Annotated in this window: 17 protein-coding genes; 10 read left to right on the top strand and 7 right to left on the bottom strand. The window is 68.1% G+C overall.

Annotation, left to right across the window (positions count from 1 at the left end; translation table 11 throughout):
• Nucleotides 1-13 precede the first annotated feature (13 nt).
• Entirely contained in the window at nucleotides 14-565 is a 552-nt protein-coding gene (locus tag AC06G6_RS09425) for a dihydrofolate reductase family protein (RefSeq protein WP_479828430.1), read from the top strand.
• Between the two features lie 33 nt (nucleotides 566-598).
• Here the strand turns inward: AC06G6_RS09425 and AC06G6_RS09430 are convergent, their stop codons facing one another.
• Nucleotides 599-1,063, bottom strand: a complete 465-nt coding sequence (locus tag AC06G6_RS09430) for a hotdog fold thioesterase (protein WP_479828431.1) — start codon at nucleotides 1,061-1,063, stop codon at nucleotides 599-601.
• A 223-nt stretch (nucleotides 1,064-1,286) separates the two neighbouring features.
• Here AC06G6_RS09430 and polA point away from each other — a divergent pair, with 223 nt between their 5' ends.
• The 5 genes from polA (at nucleotide 1,287) to AC06G6_RS09455 (ending at nucleotide 9,104) form a co-directional block, all read left to right on the top strand.
• Nucleotides 1,287-3,923: a DNA polymerase I gene (gene polA, locus AC06G6_RS09435; RefSeq protein ID WP_479828608.1), complete on the top strand. Its 2,637-nt coding sequence runs from the start codon at nucleotides 1,287-1,289 to the stop codon at nucleotides 3,921-3,923.
• A gap of 73 nt (nucleotides 3,924-3,996) precedes the next feature.
• A complete protein-coding gene (locus AC06G6_RS09440; protein WP_479828432.1) occupies nucleotides 3,997-5,286 on the top strand; it encodes a GNAT family N-acetyltransferase in 1,290 nt (429 codons plus the stop codon).
• Between the two features lie 199 nt (nucleotides 5,287-5,485).
• The gene (rpsA, locus tag AC06G6_RS09445; RefSeq protein WP_282379167.1) at nucleotides 5,486-6,967 is read left to right on the top strand and encodes a 30S ribosomal protein S1; all 1,482 of its coding nucleotides are present in this window, start codon (nucleotides 5,486-5,488) and stop codon (nucleotides 6,965-6,967) included.
• A 387-nt stretch (nucleotides 6,968-7,354) separates the two neighbouring features.
• A complete protein-coding gene (locus AC06G6_RS09450) occupies nucleotides 7,355-8,077 on the top strand; it encodes a nucleotidyltransferase domain-containing protein (RefSeq protein WP_479828433.1) in 723 nt (240 codons plus the stop codon).
• Nucleotides 8,078-8,171: 94 nt separating this feature from the next.
• Nucleotides 8,172-9,104: a hypothetical protein gene (locus AC06G6_RS09455; protein ID WP_479828434.1), complete on the top strand. Its 933-nt coding sequence runs from the start codon at nucleotides 8,172-8,174 to the stop codon at nucleotides 9,102-9,104.
• Nucleotides 9,105-9,157: 53 nt separating this feature from the next.
• Here AC06G6_RS09455 and AC06G6_RS09460 read toward each other — a convergent pair whose 3' ends face one another.
• The 3 genes from AC06G6_RS09460 to AC06G6_RS09470 all read right to left on the bottom strand — a co-directional run bounded on the left by AC06G6_RS09460 (nucleotide 9,158) and on the right by AC06G6_RS09470 (nucleotide 10,660).
• On the bottom strand, nucleotides 9,158-9,289 hold the full coding sequence (locus AC06G6_RS09460; RefSeq protein WP_479828435.1) for a hypothetical protein: 132 nt from the start codon (nucleotides 9,287-9,289) through the stop codon (nucleotides 9,158-9,160).
• Between the two features lie 161 nt (nucleotides 9,290-9,450).
• On the bottom strand, nucleotides 9,451-9,975 hold the full coding sequence (locus tag AC06G6_RS09465) for a GNAT family N-acetyltransferase (RefSeq protein ID WP_479828436.1): 525 nt from the start codon (nucleotides 9,973-9,975) through the stop codon (nucleotides 9,451-9,453).
• Nucleotides 9,959-10,660: an IMPACT family protein gene (locus tag AC06G6_RS09470; protein WP_479828437.1), complete on the bottom strand. Its 702-nt coding sequence runs from the start codon at nucleotides 10,658-10,660 to the stop codon at nucleotides 9,959-9,961. Before AC06G6_RS09470 ends, AC06G6_RS09465 begins: the two co-directional genes overlap by 17 nt.
• A gap of 22 nt (nucleotides 10,661-10,682) precedes the next feature.
• Between AC06G6_RS09470 and coaE the strand changes: the two genes are divergently transcribed.
• The 4 genes from coaE (at nucleotide 10,683) to AC06G6_RS09490 (ending at nucleotide 16,698) form a co-directional block, all read left to right on the top strand.
• Nucleotides 10,683-11,942, top strand: a complete 1,260-nt coding sequence (coaE, locus tag AC06G6_RS09475) for a dephospho-CoA kinase (protein WP_479828438.1) — start codon at nucleotides 10,683-10,685, stop codon at nucleotides 11,940-11,942.
• Nucleotides 11,943-11,982: 40 nt separating this feature from the next.
• Complete coding sequence (gene uvrB / locus AC06G6_RS09480; protein ID WP_479828439.1) at nucleotides 11,983-14,064, top strand: excinuclease ABC subunit UvrB; 2,082 nt, start codon at nucleotides 11,983-11,985, stop codon at nucleotides 14,062-14,064.
• 174 nt (nucleotides 14,065-14,238) lie between these two features.
• Complete coding sequence (locus AC06G6_RS09485; RefSeq protein WP_479828440.1) at nucleotides 14,239-15,267, top strand: TerC family protein; 1,029 nt, start codon at nucleotides 14,239-14,241, stop codon at nucleotides 15,265-15,267.
• A 27-nt stretch (nucleotides 15,268-15,294) separates the two neighbouring features.
• On the top strand, nucleotides 15,295-16,698 hold the full coding sequence (locus AC06G6_RS09490) for an MFS transporter (protein ID WP_479828441.1): 1,404 nt from the start codon (nucleotides 15,295-15,297) through the stop codon (nucleotides 16,696-16,698).
• 77 nt (nucleotides 16,699-16,775) lie between these two features.
• Here the strand turns inward: AC06G6_RS09490 and AC06G6_RS09495 are convergent, their stop codons facing one another.
• The 3 genes from AC06G6_RS09495 to AC06G6_RS09505 form a co-directional block, all read right to left on the bottom strand.
• Nucleotides 16,776-18,050 (bottom strand): alpha/beta fold hydrolase, encoded by a 1,275-nt coding sequence (locus AC06G6_RS09495; protein ID WP_479828612.1) that lies wholly within the window; start codon nucleotides 18,048-18,050, stop codon nucleotides 16,776-16,778.
• Between the two features lie 139 nt (nucleotides 18,051-18,189).
• On the bottom strand, nucleotides 18,190-18,690 hold the full coding sequence (locus AC06G6_RS09500; RefSeq protein WP_307464029.1) for a GNAT family N-acetyltransferase: 501 nt from the start codon (nucleotides 18,688-18,690) through the stop codon (nucleotides 18,190-18,192).
• A 52-nt stretch (nucleotides 18,691-18,742) separates the two neighbouring features.
• Complete coding sequence (locus AC06G6_RS09505; protein WP_479828442.1) at nucleotides 18,743-21,289, bottom strand: DEAD/DEAH box helicase; 2,547 nt, start codon at nucleotides 21,287-21,289, stop codon at nucleotides 18,743-18,745.
• Nucleotides 21,290-21,384: the final 95 nt, after the last annotated feature.

Here is a 21,384-nt window from a genome sequence, read left to right on the forward strand (position 1 = left end):
CTAGGCTGGGGCCATGTCCGGATTCCAGTATTTTGTCGCGTCCTCGCTGGACGGGTTCATCGCCACCGCCGATGACGACCTGGACTGGCTGCTCCAGTTCGACGGGTTCGCCGGCGGCAAGGACAGCTACGACGCCTTTATGGCCGACGTCGGCTGCATCGTCATGGGGGGCGACACCTACGCCTGGCTGCGGAAGCACGAACCCGGCCACTGGCCGTATCCCGCCACGCCGTGCTGGGTGTTCACGCACCACGAGCTCTCCGCCCCCCGGGGCGCGGACGTGACCTTTGTCCGGGGCCCCGTGACCGAATTCGTCGAGGACCTCAGGGCCGCTGCGGGCGGCCGGAACGTTTGGATCGTCGGCGGAGGGGTCCTCGCGGCCCAGTTCGCGGACGCCGGTGCGCTGGACGAGATCATCATCTCGATCATTCCCGTGGTCCTCGGCAGCGGCAAGGCGGTGCTGCCCATGACGGGCCCGACGGCACCGCTGGAGTTACTGTCCTCGCACACCATGGGGCGGGGCATCGTGGAGCTGCGGTACCGGTTCGGGCGCGCCCCGGCGTAGCCCCTGCCCGGGGTGGTGCCGACCGGCAAGTGCCTATTCGGCGGTGTCGCGGATCAGGTTGGTGATGCGGGCCGTGGACAGCCGTCGGCCCTTCTCGTCCGTCATGACGATCTCGTGCGTGGTCAGGGTTCGGCCCAAGTGGATCGCCGTGCACGTGCCGGTCACGGTGCCGGTGGTGATGGCCCGGTGATGGGTTGCGCCGACCTCAATCCCCAGTGCCTGCCGCCTCGGCCCGGCGTGCATACCGGCGGCGAACGAACCCAGCGTCTCGGCGAGGACCACATGGGCGCCGCCGTGCAGGATCCCGGCCACCTGGGTGTTGCCTTCCACCGGCATGGTGGCGACCGTGCGCTCCGGACTCATCTCCAGGAAATGGATCCCCATCTTCACCACCAGGGCCCCCACGCCGTATTGCCCCAGCCAGTCGTGCAGTTCCTCGGGAATCCCGGCAGCCGCCAGTTCGGCCGCGAACGGGCCCGGCGTGAAATTGTCCTTCATGGGAACTAGGCTGGCACCTGTGAGCGAAACTACCAAACCGGCCCTTGCCCCCCTTTCGGCGGACACCGCAACAGACATTCTCCCGGCGACTGAGACCGAATCCGTGATTGCGGCCAAGCCCGTCCGGAAATCGAGCCGGGCAGCGGAGTCGGTTTCCGCCACCGTGGCGCCCGTCATTCCGATCACGGACCAGCCGCGCCTTCTGGTCCTTGACGGACACTCCATGGCGTTCCGGGCGTTCTTCGCCCTGCCCGCGGACAAGTTCTCCACCGCGACGGGCCAGCACACCAACGCGATCCACGGGTTCACGTCCATGCTCATCAACCTGATCAAGGAGCAGAAGCCGACCCACGTGGCCGTGGCCTTTGACGTCTCGGACGACACCACCCACCGCAAAGCCGAGTACAGCGAGTACAAGGGCGGACGCAACGAGACCCCGCAGGAGATGAGCGGCCAGATTGACCTCATCGACAAGGTGATGGGCGCCTGGGGCATCAAGACCATCAAGATGCCCGGCTATGAAGCGGATGACATCCTGGCAACGCTCGCCGCAATGGGTGAAAAAGCAGGCTTCGAGGTACTTCTCGTGTCTGGCGACCGTGACGCCTTCCAATTGATTACGGACAACGTTTTTGTGCTGTACCCCAGGAAGGGCGTCAGCGACATTCCCCGGATGGACGCAACGGCCATCCAGGAAAAGTACTTCGTCAGCCCCGCCCAGTATTCGGACCTCGCCGCCCTCGTGGGGGAGTCCGCGGACAACCTTCCGGGCGTCCCCGGCGTCGGGCCCAAGACGGCGGCCAAATGGATCAACCTGTACGGCGGGCTGGAGGGGGTCCTGGAGAACCTCGACGCGATCGGCGGAAAGGTGGGGGAGTCCCTCCGCGAAAACGTGGAGGAGGTCAAGCGGAACCGGCGGCTGAACAGGCTCCACACGGACCTCGAGCTCCCGGTGACGCTGGAGGAGCTCGCGGATCCGCGGCCGGACCAGGCCGCCCTCGAGGAGTTGTTCGACGCCCTCGAATTCAAGACCATCCGGGCCCGGCTCTTTGCCCTCTACGGCAGTGAGGTTACCGAAGCGGAGCGGGAAAGCCTCGATACCCCCCACTACGTGATCCCCTCGGACGCTGCCGGGCTGACCGCTTTCCTCGAGTCCGGGACGGGCCTGCGTGCGGCCGTCGCCGTCGACCTCGTGCCCGGCAAGATCGTCGAGGATGCCGCCGCCCTGGCCATCGTCCATGACAACGGGGCCGCGTACATCGACCTCGCCAGCCAGGACGCGGCTGCGGAAAACGTCCTGGCCGGCTGGCTGCGGGACGCCGGCGCGGCCAAAGTCATGCACGGCTACAAGGCAGCGCTCAAGGCCCTCTCCAGCCGGGGCCTGGGCCTGGAAGGCGTGGTGGACGACACCTCCATATCCGGCTACCTCATCCAGCCGGACCGCCGCAGCTATGAACTTGCCGAACTGGCCCAGCACCACCTCAACCTGAGCGTCTCGACCGACGCCGCCAAGGCCGGCCAGCTGGAGCTGGCGTTCGACGGCGATGACGCCGCCGCCGGCGAGCTGGTCCACGTGGCCGCCGTCGTCCGGGCGCTAAGCCGGTACTTCGAGTCGGAACTGGCCGAGCGCAAGGCCCAGGACCTGCTGACCACCCTTGAGCTGCCCGTCAGCCGGGTTCTCGCCGACATGGAACTCGCGGGAATCGCCATCGACATGGCCCGCATGGACGAGCAACTGGCGGATCTCGCCAAGGTGATCGACAACGCCCAGGAACTCGCCTTCGCAGCGATCGGGCACGAGGTGAACCTCGGGTCACCCAAGCAGCTGCAGACCGTGCTCTTCGAGGAGCTGGGGCTGCCGAAGACCAAGAAGATCAAGTCCGGCTACACCACCGACGCGGCGTCGCTTAAGAACCTGCTGGAAAAGACCGGGCACGAATTCCTGGTCCAGCTCATGGCGCACCGTGAGTCCTCGAAGTTGCGCCAGATGCTGGAGTCACTCAAGAAGTCCGTCACCGACGACGGCCGGATCCACACCACCTACGCGCAGAACGTCGCGGCCACGGGCCGGATCTCCTCCAACAACCCGAACCTGCAAAACATCCCCATCCGCAGCGAGGAGGGCCGGCGCGTGCGCGGCATCTTTGTGGTCAGCGACGGCTACGACTGCCTGCTGTCCGCGGACTACTCGCAGATCGAAATGCGCATCATGGCCCACCTTTCCGGGGATCCCGGGCTGATCCAGGCCTACAAGGACGGCGAGGACCTGCACCGGTTCGTGGGCTCCAACATCTTCCACGTGCCCACCGACCAGGTCACCAGTGCGATGCGTTCGAAGGTCAAGGCCATGTCCTACGGCCTCGCCTACGGGCTGACCTCGTTCGGGCTCTCCAAGCAGCTCGAGATTTCCGTCGACGAGGCGCGGACCCTCATGAAGGAGTACTTCGACCGGTTCGGCGCCGTCCGGGACTACCTCCGCGGCGTGGTGGACCAGGCTCGGATCGACGGCTACACCTCCACGATTGAAGGGCGCCGCCGCTACCTCCCGGACCTCACCAGCACCGACCGCCAGCTGCGCGAGAACGCGGAGCGCATTGCGCTGAACTCGCCCATCCAGGGCTCGGCCGCGGACATCATCAAGCGGGCCATGCTGGGCGTCTCCGGAGCCCTGGCCGAACAGGGCCTGAAATCCCGGATGCTGCTGCAGGTCCATGATGAACTGGTCCTCGAAGTGGCCCACGGCGAGCGGGAGGCCGTGGAGAAGCTAGTGACCGAGCAGATGGGCTCGGCCGCCGAGCTGACCGTTCCGCTCGACGTCCAGATCGGCGTCGGCTCCAGCTGGTACGAGGCCGGGCACTAGTCATTCAGCCAGCGCGGCGCTGGGGTCCCCTCCGGGGTACCCGGTTCCGCAACATTCTCAGGGGGAGCAACACGTGGCAGAAAAGTACGAAATCCGGCGGTTCCGTGCGGCCGAAAAGTGTGAACCGGACTACGCGCTGGGAGTCGCCTGGCTGCGGGGCGTCGGCGTCGGGTTCTACGACGAGCGGCACAAGGACGAGTTCGTCGACAAGGTCATGGCCATGTACCGGACGGACAACCGGGAGATGACCGGGGTCTACCAGACCGGCACCGTGGCCGCGCACTCCCTGGCGGCCGATATTCCGGTGGCAACCTTCGGGACGCTGCGCAAGCACCTGAACGTCGGCTACGGCCGGCAGCTCGAGGCGCAGCTGATCACCGCCGTGACCGTCCGCGGAACCCACCGCCGGCAGGGGCTCCTGCGCCGGATGATGACCGAAGACCTCGCCGCGTCGCGGGCCGACGGCCTCGCGATGGCCGCCCTGACGGCATCGGAAGCCTCCATCTACGGCCGCTTCGGCTTCGGCGTCGCAACGTTTGAGCGCAGCATCAAGGTGAACACCGGCCCGCGGTTCCGGCTGCGGCACACCCCGACCGGCTCCGTGGAGATCGCCGACCGGAAGGTCCTGCTGGAACTGGCCCCGGTCGTGTTCGACCGCGTCCACCGGGCCACCCCGGGTTCCCTCGTGCGGCAGGACGCGTACCGGCAGCGCAGCTCGGGCACGCTCGGCCAGGACGGCGCGGAGGACGAATCAATGCGCTGCGCGCTGCACTACGACGCCGACGGCGCCGTGGACGGCTATGTCGCCTACAAGTTCTCCGGGTGGGACACCAAGCCCCCCGCCATGGAAGTCATCGACCTCGTGGCGGCCACCGAATCCGGCTACCTGGAGCTGTGGCAGTTCCTCGGCAGCCTCGACCTCATCGACCGGGTCACCTGGGCCGAAGCGCCCGTGGACGATCCGCTGGCGTGGGCCCTGGAGGACCCGCGCTGCATCGAGTCCAGCGAAAACGGCGACATGCTCTGGCTCCGGATTCTGGACACGGCCAAGGCCCTCGCCGCGCGGCGCTATTCCTCCGACGGCAGCCTGGTGCTGCGCGTCACCGACAATCTGGGGTTCGCCGCGGGCGTGTTCACCCTGACCGTGCGTGCCGGCGAAGCCAGCGTCGCGGCGGCCCCGGACAGCGCCGACCCGGAGCTGTCCCTCGACGTCGCGGAACTCGGATCCATCTATCTGGGCGCCGTCTGCCCGGTAACCCTGGCCGCCGCGGGACGGATCACCGAGCACGCGCCCGGGGCGGCGCTGACAGCGAGACTCATGTTCGCCGTCGAGCGCGCACCGCACTGCCTGACGCATTTCTAGGCGGATCCGGACCGACCCGTTGCGCTTTGACCGGCGTTCCCGTATACGACTAGACTAAACGGGCGTGTACTACGTGCGCGCATCTACAATCCACAAATCAGGATGACCCGGTGAAATGCCGTGTTCTGTGCCCGTGTCGCCGACGCGGGCGCAGCGGTTTGCCTGACCGACTAACTATCCACAACGGAGCCCCTACTACATGACCATCACCTCCACCGAGAAGCCCGGTACACCCGTAGTCGCGATTAACGACATCGGTACCGCTGAGGACTTCCTCGCAGCAGTCGACGCCACCATCAAGTACTTCAACGACGGAGACCTCGTCGAAGGTACCGTCGTCAAGGTCGACCGCGACGAAGTTCTGCTCGACATCGGTTACAAGACCGAAGGTGTCATTCCCTCCCGCGAGCTGTCCATCAAGCACGATGTTGATCCCGGAGACGTTGTCTCCGTTGGCGATCTCGTCGAAGCCCTGGTGCTCACCAAGGAAGACAAAGAAGGCCGCTTGATCCTCTCCAAGAAGCGCGCTCAGTACGAGCGTGCTTGGGGCGACATCGAGAAGGTCAAGGAAGAAGACGGTGTCGTCACCGGTACCGTCATCGAGGTTGTCAAGGGTGGTCTTATCCTCGACATCGGTCTGCGCGGCTTCCTGCCCGCATCCCTCGTCGAGATGCGCCGTGTGCGCGACCTTGCTCCGTACATCGGTCAGAAGATCGAAGCCAAAATCATCGAGCTGGACAAGAACCGCAACAACGTTGTGCTGTCCCGCCGTGCCTGGCTCGAGCAGACCCAGTCCGAGGTCCGCTCCACGTTCCTCAACAAGCTGGAAAAGGGCCAGGTTCGTCCCGGCGTCGTTTCCTCCATCGTCAACTTCGGTGCCTTCGTGGACCTGGGCGGCGTAGACGGCCTGGTTCACGTTTCCGAGCTGTCCTGGAAGCACATTGACCACCCGTCCGAGGTTGTCGAAGTTGGCCAGGAAGTCACCGTCGAGGTTCTCGAGGTCGACCTGGACCGCGAGCGGGTTTCCCTGTCGCTCAAGGCTACGCAGGAAGATCCGTGGCAGACCTTCGCCCGCACCCACGCCCTCGGGCAGGTTGTTCCGGGTAAGGTCACCAAGCTGGTTCCGTTCGGCGCGTTCGTTCGCGTTGAAGACGGCATCGAAGGCCTGGTCCACATCTCCGAGCTCGCCGTGCGCCACGTTGAGCTGGCCGAGCAGGTTGTCTCCGTCGGCGACGAGCTGTTCGTCAAGGTCATCGACATCGACCTCGAACGCCGCCGCATCTCGCTGTCCCTCAAGCAGGCCAACGAGGGCGTCGACGCCGAGTCCACCGAATTCGATCCGGCTCTCTACGGCATGGCCGCTGAGTACGACGAAGAGGGCAACTACAAGTACCCGGAGGGCTTCGATCCAGAGTCCAACGAGTGGCTTGAAGGCTACGAGACGCAGCGCGCCGCCTGGGAGCAGCAGTACGCTGACGCTCAGACCCGCTGGGAAGCCCACAAGAAGCAGGTTGCCCAGCACGCTGCCGACGACGCTGCAGCTGCAACGTCCGGTGAGAGCGACTCCGGCACCACCAGCTACTCCTCCGAGCCGGCTGCAGCCGAGACCAACACCGGTGGCGGCACGCTCGCTTCCGACGAGGCTCTTGCAGCACTGCGCGAGAAGCTGACCGGCAACTAATTGCCTCTGGTCCGCAGGGAGTCCGCTTCCTGAGGCTGGGCAGTTGGTAGCTTGAAGTAGCACCGTGAAGGTGGCCGTCCCTGATGGGGCGGCCACCTTTCGTTAAGGACATGCCCACGGGGTGCTTGCCCGGTGGACATGCCCAGTCGTTGCCGCCGCCACTGGACATATGGGCATTATGTCCAGTTCCGGGCCGGCGGGAGGGGCATGTCCGGGCCGCGAACCGGGCGCCCGCGGGACATGTCCACTCTTCCCGCCGCAGCGTGGGGCACGGTGGCGCTATGTCCGGTCCTGGGTCCGTGCGCGCGGCATGCCCGGGACCCCGAACCGGGCGCGACGGGCGCGTGGTTGCAGGCCGCGCCGGGCCGGCTCCGGCAGGATGGGCTGATGGACCCAGTCAGTGCAGCCCGCGCCTTCGTGGCAGAAAAACACCCCGACGCCGATGCCGCCATCCTCGGCGGCAGCACGGCCCGGGCCCGGAGCACTCCCACCTCGGATCTGGACATCGTGATCCTGTACCGTGACGGCGCGGACAACTACGCCGAAACGAGCCGCCATGCAGGGTGGATTGTTGAAGCATTTGTCCACACCCCGTCCAGCCTGGCGGTCTGGTACGCCCGGGAGCGGGCCGCCCGCTGCGCCGTCCTCGGCGACCTGTGTGCCCAGGGAGTCCTGCTTGCCGACCGCGGGCCGGGGGAAGCGTGGCAACGGGCGGCGCAGTTATACATGGAACGCGGGCCCGAGCCGCTGACGGACCAGGACCGCGGCCTGCGCCGGTACGAGCTGAGCAGTTCCCTCGACGACCTGCGGGGATCGGCCGTCGCGGCGGAATCCTTCGCCATCGCCGCAGAGGTCTTCCTGCAGTCGGTAGAGCTGCTGCTCCTGCAGCACGGAAAGTGGCTGGGCAAGGGCAAATGGGCGGTCCGCCGGCTGGACCAGCTCCCGGGTGATGAGTCTGCCGCCGGGCTAAGGGACTGGGCTGCTTCCCCGGAGCGCAGCCCGGAGCGGCTCATCCAAATCGCGGACAAGGTCCTTGAGGGGAGCGGCGGATACCTGATGGAAGGTTTCCTCCGCGGATCGCGGCCGGGTCCCGGCGTGCCCCATGACTGAGGACCTGCTGGCTGGCCCGCGGGGACGGCGGTTCTGCTTAGGCGTGCTCACGGCCGCGAGACCGGAGATTTGGACGCTGGCACTGGGATCTGCCATGGCTCCGCGGGATCAGAGGCTGCTGGATGAACTCGCCCGCGCTCTCGGCAGCCCTGATGCACGAGCGGTGGCTGAATCCGCCAGAGGTTCCGTGCTGCTGGCCGGACTGGCAGAGGCCGTGGATTCCGCCCGCTACTGGCAGGAACCCGACGAGACCGATGAGTTGCTCCGGCAGCGCCCTGTCCTGACGGCCCTCGGCCCCGTTGCCGCTTTGCTGTCGGCTTCCCTGGCGGGCTGGTTGCGCCCAAGCTCGGTGGCTCTGGACCGGCAATGTTTCGTGCAATGGACTGATGAACGCAAGCTGCAACCTCCAAGCCTCACTGATGCCGCCGGAAAGCTCGCTCGCTGGAAGGCCTCGACCATCGCCGACGAACGTCAAGCAGCGGAACGCCCGCGGGACCCCGCAGCTCCCTGGAGCGGGCGGTGGTGGTCCACGCCGGCCCTGTCTGATCTGGTGACAACCACCAGGAGCATCACCGGGCTGGGGGCCTTAAAACTCATGCTGGTCGAGGACAGCATCGGCTGGAAGCGCGCCAGGGTCTGGCCGCTCGCGCCGGCCTCAGGGTCTCGCATTTATGAAATATCCGAGCCAATGGCGTGGACGGGCCTCGTGGCCCGCTACCCCCTGGTGGTCACCCTGGCCAAGCGCCACGACTGGTGGCGAACAACAGGGGTCGACGCGTCCTGGCTCATGCCCGACTGGTCCGCCGTCGCCGCGGATTACGACGGCGTTCACCTCACCGTTTCTGGCTACCTTACGACCGCCGGGCGGCACCTCGCCGTCGGTCAGTCCGGCACGGTGCTCGCGGGCTGGAACCCTGACGAGACCTACTGGCTCAACGACGTTCTCCGCCCCGGGGCGGCACCCTCGGAGTGGCACAGCACCGAATCCCAGCCGCCCACGTGGGCGGGCGACACGCCCAGCCAGTAGACACCGGGGAAACGCGAGAATGACGACTCCTGCAGCGCATCCGGAGCACGGCACTAACTGGCAGGGTTGAGGGCGGTTCGCCACGCTCCCACTGCTTTGGCGGTGAACGTCCAGGTGGCGGCGCCGGTGGCACCGGCAATGGCCTGGATCCTGTCGGCCCGCTCGGCGATCATGCGGACGGGCACAATGGGCGTATGTCCAGCGGCTGCGGCCCAGGGTGGGGCATGTCCAGCCGGGGCCGCGGAGCCAGCGGGAGGACATGTCCAGCCCTGGGCCATGCGGATGGGCACAATGGGCGTATGTCCAGCGGTTGCGGCCAAGGTGGGGCATGTCCAGCCGGAGGGCCTCAGCGCAGCGGGATCCTGGCCTTGACCGGGACCGCTGCGGCGTCGGAGGCTTCGCCCTGCTCAAACTCTGCGCCGGCCGAGCGCAGGAGGACCAGGGCCGCGGCATTGCCCGCTGTGGTGTCGGCCTCCAGTACGGCAGCCCCGGACGCCGCGGCCCGCTCAATCACCAGGCGCAGGGCCTCCCGCGCGATGCCGTGGCCACGGAAGCTGCGGCCCAGCCAGATTCCCGTTTCCAGCGAGTCATTTCCGGTCCGCTTGAGCCGGATGGATCCTGCCAGCTTCCCGTCGGAGCTGATCGCCCAGCTCTTCTGCTGCGCGGGCCCGTCGAGCCCTGCGGCAGCATGATGGTACTCGCGGAACCAGCTGATCCGCTCGGAGTTCCAGCCGGAGGCGCTGCCCAGCGGAGGAGTCACCTCGTCCGGGTCGGCGTCCTGGATCGCGACGGTCAGGAGCTGCTCCAGGACCGGCTCGTCGACGTCCACGAGCCGGACAGCGGCAGGGAAAGGCTCAGCCGAGGGGGACATCGATCCACTCCGTTTCTCCAGGCAGCAATGCGGCGGTTCCGGCGGACAGGGCGGCGACACGTTCCCCCGCCCGGGCCAGACCCGCCGGATCATCCGGCAGTGCAAGCCTCAGGACAGTAGTCTGCGCCTCATAACTGGTTTCGGCCATCACATAGCCCGCGGCGCGCAGCTCGTTCTCCAGCCGGCCGGCCGCCGTGTGCGGGACCGTCACCGCGCAGATCCGCAGCCGGCGGCGCTGCGCGAGCGGCGCCCGGTCCAGGGCAGCGGACACGGATTCGGAGTAGGCCCGGACCAGTCCGCCGGCGCCGAGCAGGATGCCGCCGAAATAGCGGACGACGACGGCGGTCACGTCGCTGAGGTCCGTCACACCCGGCGCGGTTTCGCGTTTCAGCAGCGCGTCGAGCATCGGGGTGCCTGCGGTGCCGGACGGCTCGCCGTCGTCGTTGGAGCGCTGCACGGCCCGGTCGGGACCGAGCACGAACGCGGAACAGTGATGCCGCGCATCGTGGAATTCCTTGCGCAGACCAGCCAGGACGGCGCGGGCGCCCTCCTCGTCCCCGGTGCGGTGCAGCACGGTGATGAAGCGGGAGCGCTTCACTTCGATCTCGTGGCGGAACTCCGGCCCCGCCGCCAGCGTGGTGTACACGGTGGCCCTGCTCTCCGGGAAATCCGCATCTTCAGCCACCGGATCAGTTTAGTCTGGAGGGGTGCTGAAAATCGGGTTGACGGGCGGCATCGCCTCAGGGAAGTCAGTGGCCGCCGCACGCCTGCGCGAACTCGGGGCCGTGGTGATCGACGCCGATGCCCTGGCCCGTGAGGTCGTGGAACCCGGAACGCCGGGACTCGCCCAGGTCGTGGCTGCGTTCAGCAAGGCCGTCCTGGCGCCCGACGGCGGCCTGGACCGGCCGAAGCTCGGCGCCCTCGTCTTCGGCAACCCGGAACGCCTCGCCGTGCTCAACGGCATCATCCATCCCCTTGTCAGGGAGCGCGCCGCCGCGCTGGCCGCCGCCGCTCCGAAGGGCGCCGTCGTCGTGCAGGACATCCCGCTGCTGGTCGAGACCGGCCAGGGCGCCAACTTCCATCTGGTGGTGGTGGTGGACGCCCCGGACGACGTCCGGGTGCAGCGCATGGTGCAGCACCGGCACATGACCGCCGCGGACGCCCGGGCCCGGATGGCCGCCCAGGCCGCGAGGGCCGACCGGCTGGCAGCAGCCGACGCCGTCCTGGATAACTCCGGCGCCAAGGAGGAGCTGCGGGACGCGGTGGACCGGCTGTGGAAGTTCCGGCTGGCCCCTTTTGCCGTGAACCTGAGCAGGCACCGCCTCGCTCCGCGGACCGGGGGGCCGGTGCTGGCGCCCGCCAACCCGGACTGGCCCGCGCAGGCCGCCCGCCTCATCGCACGCCTGCGGGCGGCGGCCGCCGGGGACATCCTCACCCTGGACCATGTCGGTTCCACCGCCGTCCCCGGACTCCCCGCGAAGGACATCCTGGATCTCCAGCTCGGCGTCGAGGACATGGCCGCCGCGGAGCGGATCGCGCCGCTGCTGGCCGACGCCGGCTTCCCCGCCTGGCCCGGCATCCTCGCGGACAACCCCAAGCCCTCCCACCCGGACCCGTCGGACTGGCCGAAACGGCTGCACGGCAACGCGGACCCCGGCCGCGCGGTCAACCTGCACGTCCGCGCCGTGGGCTCCCCGGGCTGGCGCTTTGCGCTCTGCTTCCGGGACTGGCTGCGCGACGACGAGACCGCCCGGGCCGACTACCTCGCCGAGAAGCGCCGGGTCGCCAAACTGCACGGCGTGGACAAATCCACCGCGCGCTACGCCGCCGACAAGGAAACCTGGTTCACCGGGCACGCGGTCCCTCGGATGGAGGCGTGGGTGCAGCGCACCGGCTGGCACCCGCCGTCGTACACCAGCCCCGGGCCGGGGACCGGTCCGGAGCCGGACCGTACCGCCCAAAGCTGAATCAGGACTCCGTGTCGGGGGCCGGCGGTAGATTAGATACATGAGTCTTGCGCAGCAGATCAATCGTGTCGTGGCGCCCTTCGAGGTCATCAGCGAATTCCAGCCGGCCGGTGACCAGCCGGCCGCCATCGCGGAGTTGACCGAGCGCATCAAGAACGGCGAGAAGGACGTGGTGCTGCTCGGTGCCACCGGTACCGGCAAGAGCGCGACCACGGCGTGGCTGATCGAACAGGTCCAGCGGCCCACCCTGGTGATGGTGCAAAACAAGACCCTCGCCGCGCAGCTCGTCAACGAATTCCGCGAACTGCTTCCGAACAACGCCGTCGAGTACTTCGTCTCGTACTACGACTACTACCAGCCGGAAGCCTACGTGGCGCAGACGGACACCTTCATCGAGAAGGACTCCTCCGTCAACGAGGAAGTCGAACGGCTCCGGCACTCCGCCACCAACGCGCTCCTGACCCGCCGTGACGTGATCGTGGTGGCCACGGTGTCCTGCATCTACGGCCTGGGCACCCCGGAGGAGTACATCGCCGGCATGGTGACGCTCCGCAAGGGCGCCGAGATGAACCGGGACGACCTGCTCCGCAAGTTCGTCTCCATGCAGTACGCCCGCAACGACATGGACTTCCACCGCGGCACGTTCCGGGTCCGCGGCGACACCGTGGAAATCATTCCGATGTACGAGGAGCTGGCGATCCGGGTCGAGTTCTTCGGCGACGAGATCGAGAACATCTACACGCTGCACCCGCTCACCGGGGAGATCATCCGGGATGAGACCGAAATGTACGTCTTCCCGGCCTCGCACTACGTGGCCGGTCCGGAACGCATGGGCCGGGCGATCAAGCGGATCGAAGACGAGCTCGCCGAGCGGCTCCAGGTCCTGGAGAGCCAGAACAAGCTCGTGGAGGCGCAGCGGCTGCGGATGCGCACAACTTACGACCTGGAAATGATGCAGCAGATGGGGTTCTGCAACGGCATCGAGAACTACTCAAGTCACATCGACGGCCGCGCCCGCGGGACCGCGCCGCACTGCCTGATCGACTACTTCCCGGACGACTTCCTCCTGGTGATTGACGAATCGCACGTCACCGTGCCGCAGATCGGCGCCATGTACGAGGGTGACATGTCCCGCAAGCGGAACCTCGTGGACCACGGCTTCCGGCTGCCCTCCGCGATGGACAACCGGCCGCTGAAGTGGGACGAGTTCCAGGACCGCGTGGGCCAGACCGTCTACCTCTCCGCCACGCCGGGCAAGTACGAGCTCGGCAAGGCTGACGGCTTCGTGCAGCAGATCATCCGGCCCACCGGACTGATCGACCCCGAGATCGTCGTCAAGCCCACCAAGGGCCAGATCGATGACCTGCTCGGTGAGATCAGGACCCGCACGGCAAAGAACGAGCGCGTCCTGGTCACCACCCTGACCAAGCGGATGGCCGAGGACCTCACCGACTACCTGCTGGGCCACGGCGTGAAGGTCGAATACCTGCACTCGGACGTGGACACCCTGCGCCGGGTGGAACTGCTCCGCGAGCTCCGGATGGGCGTCTTCGACGTCCTGGTGGGCATCAACCTGCTCCGCGAAGGCCTGGACCTGCCCGAGGTCTCGCTCGTCAGCATCCTCGACGCGGACAAGGAAGGCTTCCTGCGCTCGGCGACCTCGCTGATCCAGACGGTCGGCCGCGCCGCCCGCAACGTCTCCGGCCAGGTGCACATGTACGCGGACCGGATCACCGACTCGATGGCCAAGGCCATCGACGAGACCAACCGGCGCCGCGAGATCCAGGTGGCCTACAACACCAAGCACGGCATCGACCCGCAGCCGCTGCGGAAGAAGATCGCCGACATCACGGACCAGATCGCCAAAGAGGATGCCGACACCCGCGAACTCCTCGCCGCCGCGGGCAAGACCCGCGGCAAGGGCAAGGGCTCGGACAAGATCCGGGCGGACGGCCTCGCGGCCGCACCGGCCGAGGACCTGGTGGGGCTGATCGAGCAGCTCACCGAACAGATGCACTCCGCCGCCGGGGAGCTCCAGTTCGAACTCGCCGCACGGCTCCGCGACGAGGTGGGGGAGCTCAAGAAGGAACTGCGCCAGATGCAGTCCGCGGGGCACGCCTAGGGTATTGTTGGGCGGACGTAGGGGAGTATCCCAAGCGCTACGATCGTCAACACGCACGGCACAGATGCCCTGCCGGGCGTAGCGGGCAGCCAAGCAGAACCGGGTTCGTACCGGACACTCAGGCCAGTCGGAGAGACTTACACCGCACCGTCACACCCTGCGAAAGGTATCTTCGTGCCCGAACTTCCCGTCTGGTTTGAGATCGGCTCCTTTGTCGTTCTCGGCATCATCCTTGCCATCGACCTGCTGCTGGTCCTCAAACGTCCGCACGAGCCCTCCATGAAGGAAGCCGGCCTGTGGGTCTCCTTCTACATTGCCCTCGCCCTGGTCTTCGCCGGTGCCATGTTCGCCTTCACCGGCCCGGAATACGGCGGCCAGTTCCTCGCCGGCTGGGTGACGGAATACAGCCTCAGCATCGACAACCTCTTTGTCTTCATCATCATCATGGCCCGCTTCTCGGTACCCCGTAAGTACCAGCAGGAAGTCCTGATGGTCGGCATCATCATCGCGCTGATCCTCCGCGGCATCTTCATCCTGCTCGGCGCCCTCGTGATCGAGCAGTTCAGCTGGGTCTTCTACATCTTCGGCGCCTTCCTGCTCTGGACCGCCTGGAAGCAGGCCCAGGACGACGGTGAGGACGAAGAGGACAAGGAAAACCCGCTCATCGCCCGGATCCGCAAGGTCCTGCCGATGTCGGAGAAGTTCGACGGCGGCAAGCTCCGCACGGTGGTCGACGGCAAGAAGGTCTTCACCCCGATGCTGATCGTCTTCGTGACCATCGGCCTCACGGACCTGCTCTTCGCGGTGGACTCCATCCCGGCCATCTTCGGCCTGACCCAGAGCGCGTTCATCGTTTTCACCGCCAACATTTTCGCCCTGATGGGCCTGCGGCAGCTGTACTTCCTGCTCGGCGGCCTGATGACCCGCCTGATCTACCTCAAGCACGCACTCTCGGTGATCCTCGCGTTCATCGGCGTGAAACTGGTCCTGCACGCCATGCACGTCAACGAGCTTCCCTTCATCAACGGCGGCCAGCACATCGAGTGGGCCCCGGAAATCCCGACCTTCGTCTCGCTCGGGGTGATCATCGGCACCATCATCGTGGCCGTGATCGCCAGCCTGGTCAGCTCCAAGGCCACGCAGTCCAAGCTGGACGCCCGGCTCGAAGAGGACTCCCGCAAGAGCCTGACCGACGCCGAGTAGCCCCCACGGTTCGGCTATGCTCGGACCGTGAAAATTTTCGACACTGCAGCAGCCAACGGTACGGCGCTGGACCCGCAACGGGTCCAGCGCCGTACGGTTTGGGTGCTGAGCAGCGCGCAGCTCCTCAGCGGCGTGGGCAGCGGCGCCAGCCTGTCCGTCGGGTCCCTGCTGGCCGTCCAGCTCTCCGGCTCGAACGCCTGGGCCGGCTCGGTCACCACCATCATGACCCTCGGCGCCGCGGCGGCCGCACTGCCCCTCGCCGGTCTGGCCGGACGGCGCGGCCGCCGGGCCTCCCTCGTGACGGGTCTGCTCGCCGCCATGGCCGGGGCCCTGCTGGTGATCGCCTCCACAGTGACGGGCAGCTTCCCGGTGCTGCTGCTGGCCGCGGCACTGCTGGGGCTGGGCACGGCCGCCAATCTGCAGGCCCGCTTCGCCGCCGTCGACCTCGCCGCCCCGGAACACCGCGGCCGGTCCCTGTCGATCGTGGTGTGGGCCGTGACCATCGGCGCCGTCGCCGGGCCCAACCTGATCCGTCCCGGCGCCCTCGTGGGGGAGGCCCTCGGGCTTCCGGCGCTGGCCGGACCCTTCGTGTTCTCGGCGGCGGGGCTGGCGCTGGCCGCGCTGCTGCTGCTCATCGGCCTGCGCCCGGATCCCCTGCTGCTCGCGGCCCGGCTCCGGGCCGGCGCACAGCCCGCCGCCGCTGGCGGCGGAACGGCGGACACGGCAGGGAGCGCTGGCGGCGGCTCCGCCGGCGGCACGACGAGTGCCCGGCGTCGGCACGGCCTCCGCCACGGCATGCGCGCCATCCGGGCCTCCCCGCGGGCCGGACTGGCCCTCCTCGCCATCATTGCAGCGCACGGCTGCATGGCCGCCGTGATGTCAATGACGCCCCTGCACCTGCAGCTGCTGACCGAGGGCCCCCTGACCGACATGCCCGCCGGCCACGCCCACGCGGCCAGCACCGACGTGCTGGTCCTGATCGGGTTCACCATCTCGCTGCACATCGCCGGGATGTACGCGCTCTCGCCGGTGATGGGCTGGCTGACCGACAAGGCCGGGCGGCTTCCCGTCATCCTGCTGGGCCACGGACTGATCCTGGTCTCCGTGCTCGTGGCAGGCTTCGGCCAGGCCGCGCCGGCGCTGGTGACGGTCGGCCTGGTGCTGCTGGGGCTGGGCTGGTCCGCGGCCACGATCGCCGGCTCCACCCTGCTCGCCGAGAGCGTCGGCACCGACGACCGCGTCCTCGTCCAGGGCGTCTCGGACACCATGATGGGCGTCGCCGGCGCCGTCGGCGCAGGGTTCTCCGGGCTGGTGATGAGCGGCGTCGGCTACCAGGGGCTCAACCTGGCGGCCGCCGCCGTCGCCGCGGTGGTATTCGCCGTCGCCCTCCGCGCGGCCGGCCGGGACCGCGCCGTGCACCCGCCGGCCTAGCCACCGGCCCCGGCGCGGGGGAGCGCCGGGTTCAGCACGGGTTCAGTGCAGGGTTCAGTGCAGGGTTCAGTCCCGGTTCAGTCCCTGACGGACCGGGTCAGGCCAAGGAGCCGGGCGAAGATGCCCTCGCCGTCGTCCGCGATGCCGTCATGGTGGAAATCAGCGGACTCCCAGACCTGCAGGCCCCGGACGGCCGCGGCCGTCTCGAGCGACAGTCCGCGGTCGACGTAGATGTCGTCGGTGTAGACGGCAGCGGCCACCGGGACCGTGTTAAGCGCGAGCCGTTCCGGGTCGTAGAGCGGGGGCCAGTCGTCCTTTTCGGCGAGGCGCCGGGCGACGTCCCGCAGCGGGCGGAGGGCGGGATCCTGCTCGAAGTACCAGGGGTAGACCATTTCGCCGGTGAGCAGCGGCTCGGGGGCCTCGGGGGAGAACTCCGGGAAATCCTGCAGCACCCGCCAGGCGGCCCAGTCCGTGGACTCGCCCTGGCCGTAGATGGACTCGTGCATCAGCGCGTACAGGGGGTTGGCGGCGCGGGACACGAGCCCGCGGAGCTGGTCGAGGAACGCGTCCGAGAGGCGGTCCCCGCCGGGCGTGCCGACGAAGGCATCCTCCAGCAGGTGGTGCAGCGCATCCACCCGGGTGTTGCCGCCCAGGAAGGACCCCACCATCTGGAAGCGTTCCACGGTGAGCCGTTCGCCGTCGGGCAGGTATTCCTCCGTGTCGCGAAGGTGCCGGGCGATCCGGGTGACCGCTGCGCGGTCCTCGGGGTACCGGCCGAAGTATTCGGCGTTGCGGGCCGCCACCCGCTGGAACGTGGCCCGGTAGACCCGGTCCGCGGGCCCGGCGAGCGGCGCGAGGCCGCCGGTGATGAGGGCTTCCCGCAGGCCCTCCGGGGCGAAGGAGAGATAGCTGAGGGCGCAGAAGCCGCCGTAGCTCTGCCCGTAGATCGTCCACGGGCCGGAGCCCAGCGCCAGCCGGATCGCCTCGGCGTCGGCGACGATCGAGTCCGCCCGGAAATGCGCGAGGTAGGCCGCCTGGTCGGCGTCGTTCCCTCGCAGCGGCAGCGTGTTGCGGTCGACGGCGGCGGACAGGCCGGTGCCGCGCTGGTCCAGCATCAGGATGCGGAAGTCCTTGGCGGCGGCCTTGCTCCACCCGCCGAGCGCCGGGAGACGGTTGCCGCGTCCGCCGGGGCCGCCCTGCAGGTACAGCAGCCACGGGAGCTGGGCGGCCTCGTCCTCGCTGTAGTCCGCGGAGACGTACTCGCGGGCAAAGATTGTGATGGTCTCGCCCGGCGGCGCGGCGGCGCGGGAGTGGTCCAGGGGCACCTCGAAGTAGTGCTCCGCCGTGCGCATCCCGCGGTATTCGTGCCGCGCCTTGATGGTGTGGGGGACGGTCGGCGGCGCGGCCTCCAGCACCCCGGCGGCAGCCGTCCCGGCCAGGGGACCGCCGGTCAGGGGACGGCCCGCCAGCGGCAGGCCCGTCAGGGGCAGGTCAGCCATGGGCTTGGACTTTGTGCGCGGTCCCGAAGGCTTCCAGCGCGTCACCGGTCAGCCGGAACGTGGACCATTCCTCCATCGGGCTGGCCCCAAGCTTCTTATAGAAGTTGATGGAGGGCTCGTTCCAGTCCAGGACGCTCCACTCGACGCGGGCGTAGCCGCGGTCGACGGCGGTCGCGGCGAGATGCTGCAGGAGCGCCTTGCCGTGGCCTTCGCCCCGGGCCTCGGGGCGCACGTACAGGTCCTCGAGGTAGATGCCGTGGACGCCTTCCCAGGTGGAGTAGTTCAGGAACCAGAGGGCGAAACCCCGGACCTCGCCGGCCTCGTTCTCGGCCATCGCCGCGAACACCCGCGGGTGCTCACCGAACAGGGCCTCGGTCAGCATCTCGGGGGTGTTCCGGACGGCGTCCGGCTCCTTCTCGTAGATGGCCAGGTCATGGATCATCTGCAGGATATCGGGGACATCGTTCGCCGTCGCGGGCCGGATTACACTCATCCCACGAGTTTACTAGCGCCGGGCCGCTGCTGCCGATCCGGTTCGCGGACCGTCAGAGCCGGTTCACTTCCGTGACCCGCACGACGGCGGTTCCGGTCTCGTCCGAGGCCGCGAGGTCAACCTCCGCGGAGATGCCCCAGTCATGGTTGCCGGCCGGGTCCTCGAAGATCTGCCGGACCTTCCACCGGCCCGGCTCCTCGGTGATGATCAGCAGGCCCGGGCCGCGGGCGTCCGGGCCGGTGCCGATGTCGTCGTGTTCGTCGAAGTAGTCATCCAGCACGTCCTCCCAGCGTTCGGCATCCCAGCCGGAACCCGCGTCGAGTTCGCCGAGGGCGGTGGCATCCTCGTCCGCGAAGAGCTCCACCCGGCGGAACATCTCATTGCGGACCATCACACGGAAGGCCCGGACGTTGGAGGTCAGCGACGGCGGCGGCGGCGGGGGAGCGTCGTGCGGCGTCGGCGCCTTGCCGGAGGTCAGCTCCTCCCACTCATCGAGCAGGCTGGAGTCGACCTGGCGGACCAGCTCGCCGAGCCACGCGATGAGGTCCTCCAGGTCTTCGCGGAGGGCGTCCTGCGGGACGGTCTGCCGCAGCGCCTTGAAGCCGTCGGCAAGGTAGCGCAGCACAATCCCCTCGGACCGGGCCAGTCCGTAGAACTGGACGAACTCGCCGAAGTTCATCGCCCGTTCGTACATGTCCCGGACGATGGACTTGGGCGCGAGTTCGAAGTCGCCGATCCACGGCGCGGCCCGGCGGTAGACATCAAACGCCTCGCCAAGCAGCTCCGCGAGCGGCTGCGGGTAGCTGACCTCCTCCAGCATGGCCATGCGCTGGTCGTAATCGATGCCGTCGGCCTTCATCGCGCCGATCGCGTCGCCGCGCGCCTTCTTCAGCTGCGCGGACAGGATCTGCCGGGGTTTCTCCAGTGTGGACTCAATCACGGACACGACGTCGAGGGCATACGACGGCGACTCCGGATCCAGCAGCTCCAGTGCCGCGAGGGCGAAGGGGGACAGCGGCTGGTTCAGGGCGAAGTTGGCCTGCAGATGGACCGTCAGGCGGACCGTGCGGCCGTCCGCGCCCTGCTCCTGCAGCGGGATCCGCTCCACGACCCCGGCGGCCAGGAGCTCCCGGTAGATGCCCAGGGCCTTCTTCATGAGCTGCAGCTGGGATGCACGCGGCTCATGGTTTTCCGTCAGCAGGCGGCGGGCGGCCTTGAACGGATCGCCCGGCCGTTCCATCAGGTTCATCAGCATCGCGTGGGTCACGCTGAAGCTGGACGTCAGCGGATCCGGGACCGACTCCACAAGGCGCTTGTAGGTCGGTTCGCCCCAGGAGACGAAGCCCTCGGGCGGTTTCTTCTTGACCACCTGGCGGAGCTTCTTCTGGTCGTCGCCGAACTTCGCCGTGGCCTTGGCCATCGCCTTGACGTTCTCCGTGACATGTTCCGGGGCCTGCACGACGACGGTCCCGGCGGTGTCGTAGCCGGCCCGGCCGGCGCGGCCGGCGATCTGGTGGAACTCCCGGGAGTTCAGCAGCCGGGTGCGGACGCCGTCGTACTTGCTCAGCGCCGTGAGCAGCACGGTGCGGATGGGGACGTTGATGCCCACGCCGAGGGTGTCGGTGCCGCAGATGACTTTCAGCAGCCCGGCCTGGGCAAGCTGCTCCACGAGCCGGCGGTATTTGGGCAGCATGCCGGCATGGTGGACGCCGATGCCGTGCCGGACCAGCCGGTTGAGCGTCTTGCCGAACCCGGCCGCGAAGCGGAACCCGGCGATCAGCTCCGCGATTTTGTCCTTTTCCTCGCGGGTGCAGACGTTGATGCTCATCAGGTTCTGGGCCCGGTCGATCGCCTCCACCTGGCTGAAGTGCACCACGTAGACCGGGACCTGCTTCGTCGCGAGGAGCTCCTCGAGCGTCTCGTGCACGGGCGTCTGCTCGTAGTAGTAGTGCAGCGGGATGGGCCGTTCCATCGAACTGACGGTGGTCGTCGGCCGGCCGGTCAGCTCCGTGATGCCGGCCTCGAAGCGGCTCATGTCGCCGAGCGTGGCGGACATCAGCAGGAACTGCGCCTGGGGGAGTTCCAGCAGCGGGACCTGCCAGGCCCAGCCGCGCTGCGGGTCGGAGTAGAAGTGGAATTCGTCCATGATGACGGCGCCGAGCTCGGCGGCGGCGCCTTCGCGGAGGGCGATGTTGGCCAGGATCTCCGCCGTGCAGCAGATGATCGGGGCGTCCTGGTTGACGCCGGAGTCGCCGGTGATCATGCCGACGTTCTCGGCGCCGAAGATCTCGCACAGGGCGAAGAACTTCTCCGAGACGAGGGCCTTGATCGGTGCGGTGTAATAACTGCGCTGTCCGCGGGCCATGGCCTGGAAGTGCACCGCGATCGCGACGAGGGACTTCCCCGATCCGGTGGGGGTCGCCAGGATGACATTGGCGCCGGCGGCAAGCTCCATCACGGCCTCGTCCTGGGCGGTGTACAGGGCCAGCCCGCGGGTTTCCGTCCACTCGACAAAGCGGGTGTAGAGCTCGTCCGGGTCCAGGCCGGTCCGGCCGGGGACTCGGGCGGCCGGGGCGGGGAGCTGATCAACAAGTTTCATTGCTCACCAGCTTAGTGGCCGGTGCGCTAGGGTCGCGCGCCTCCTAGGCGGCCCTTCCGGCCGGGGTTAGGCTTCGGACGTCGCGTCGTTCGCCG

The sequence above is a fragment of the Arthrobacter sp. CJL-S3 genome (assembly GCF_056711635.1).

What these genes read in the sequence shown, in the direction of transcription:
- AC06G6_RS09455 (WP_479828434.1), top strand. Translation starts at nt 8,172, where the DNA reads ATGGCTCCGCGGGATCAGAGGCTGCTGGATGAACTCGCCCGCGCTCTC.
- polA (WP_479828608.1), top strand. Translation starts at nt 1,287, where the DNA reads ATGGCGTTCCGGGCGTTCTTCGCCCTGCCCGCGGACAAGTTCTCCACC.
- AC06G6_RS09500 (WP_307464029.1), bottom strand. Translation starts at nt 18,690, where the DNA reads ATGAGTGTAATCCGGCCCGCGACGGCGAACGATGTCCCCGATATCCTG.
- AC06G6_RS09465 (WP_479828436.1), bottom strand. Translation starts at nt 9,975, where the DNA reads ATGTCCCCCTCGGCTGAGCCTTTCCCTGCCGCTGTCCGGCTCGTGGAC.
- AC06G6_RS09450 (WP_479828433.1), top strand. Translation starts at nt 7,355, where the DNA reads ATGGACCCAGTCAGTGCAGCCCGCGCCTTCGTGGCAGAAAAACACCCC.
- AC06G6_RS09505 (WP_479828442.1), bottom strand. Translation starts at nt 21,289, where the DNA reads ATGAAACTTGTTGATCAGCTCCCCGCCCCGGCCGCCCGAGTCCCCGGC.
- AC06G6_RS09425 (WP_479828430.1), top strand. Translation starts at nt 14, where the DNA reads ATGTCCGGATTCCAGTATTTTGTCGCGTCCTCGCTGGACGGGTTCATC.
- AC06G6_RS09430 (WP_479828431.1), bottom strand. Translation starts at nt 1,063, where the DNA reads ATGAAGGACAATTTCACGCCGGGCCCGTTCGCGGCCGAACTGGCGGCT.
- AC06G6_RS09495 (WP_479828612.1), bottom strand. Translation starts at nt 18,050, where the DNA reads ATGCGCACGGCGGAGCACTACTTCGAGGTGCCCCTGGACCACTCCCGC.
- rpsA (WP_282379167.1), top strand. Translation starts at nt 5,486, where the DNA reads ATGACCATCACCTCCACCGAGAAGCCCGGTACACCCGTAGTCGCGATT.
- uvrB (WP_479828439.1), top strand. Translation starts at nt 11,983, where the DNA reads ATGAGTCTTGCGCAGCAGATCAATCGTGTCGTGGCGCCCTTCGAGGTC.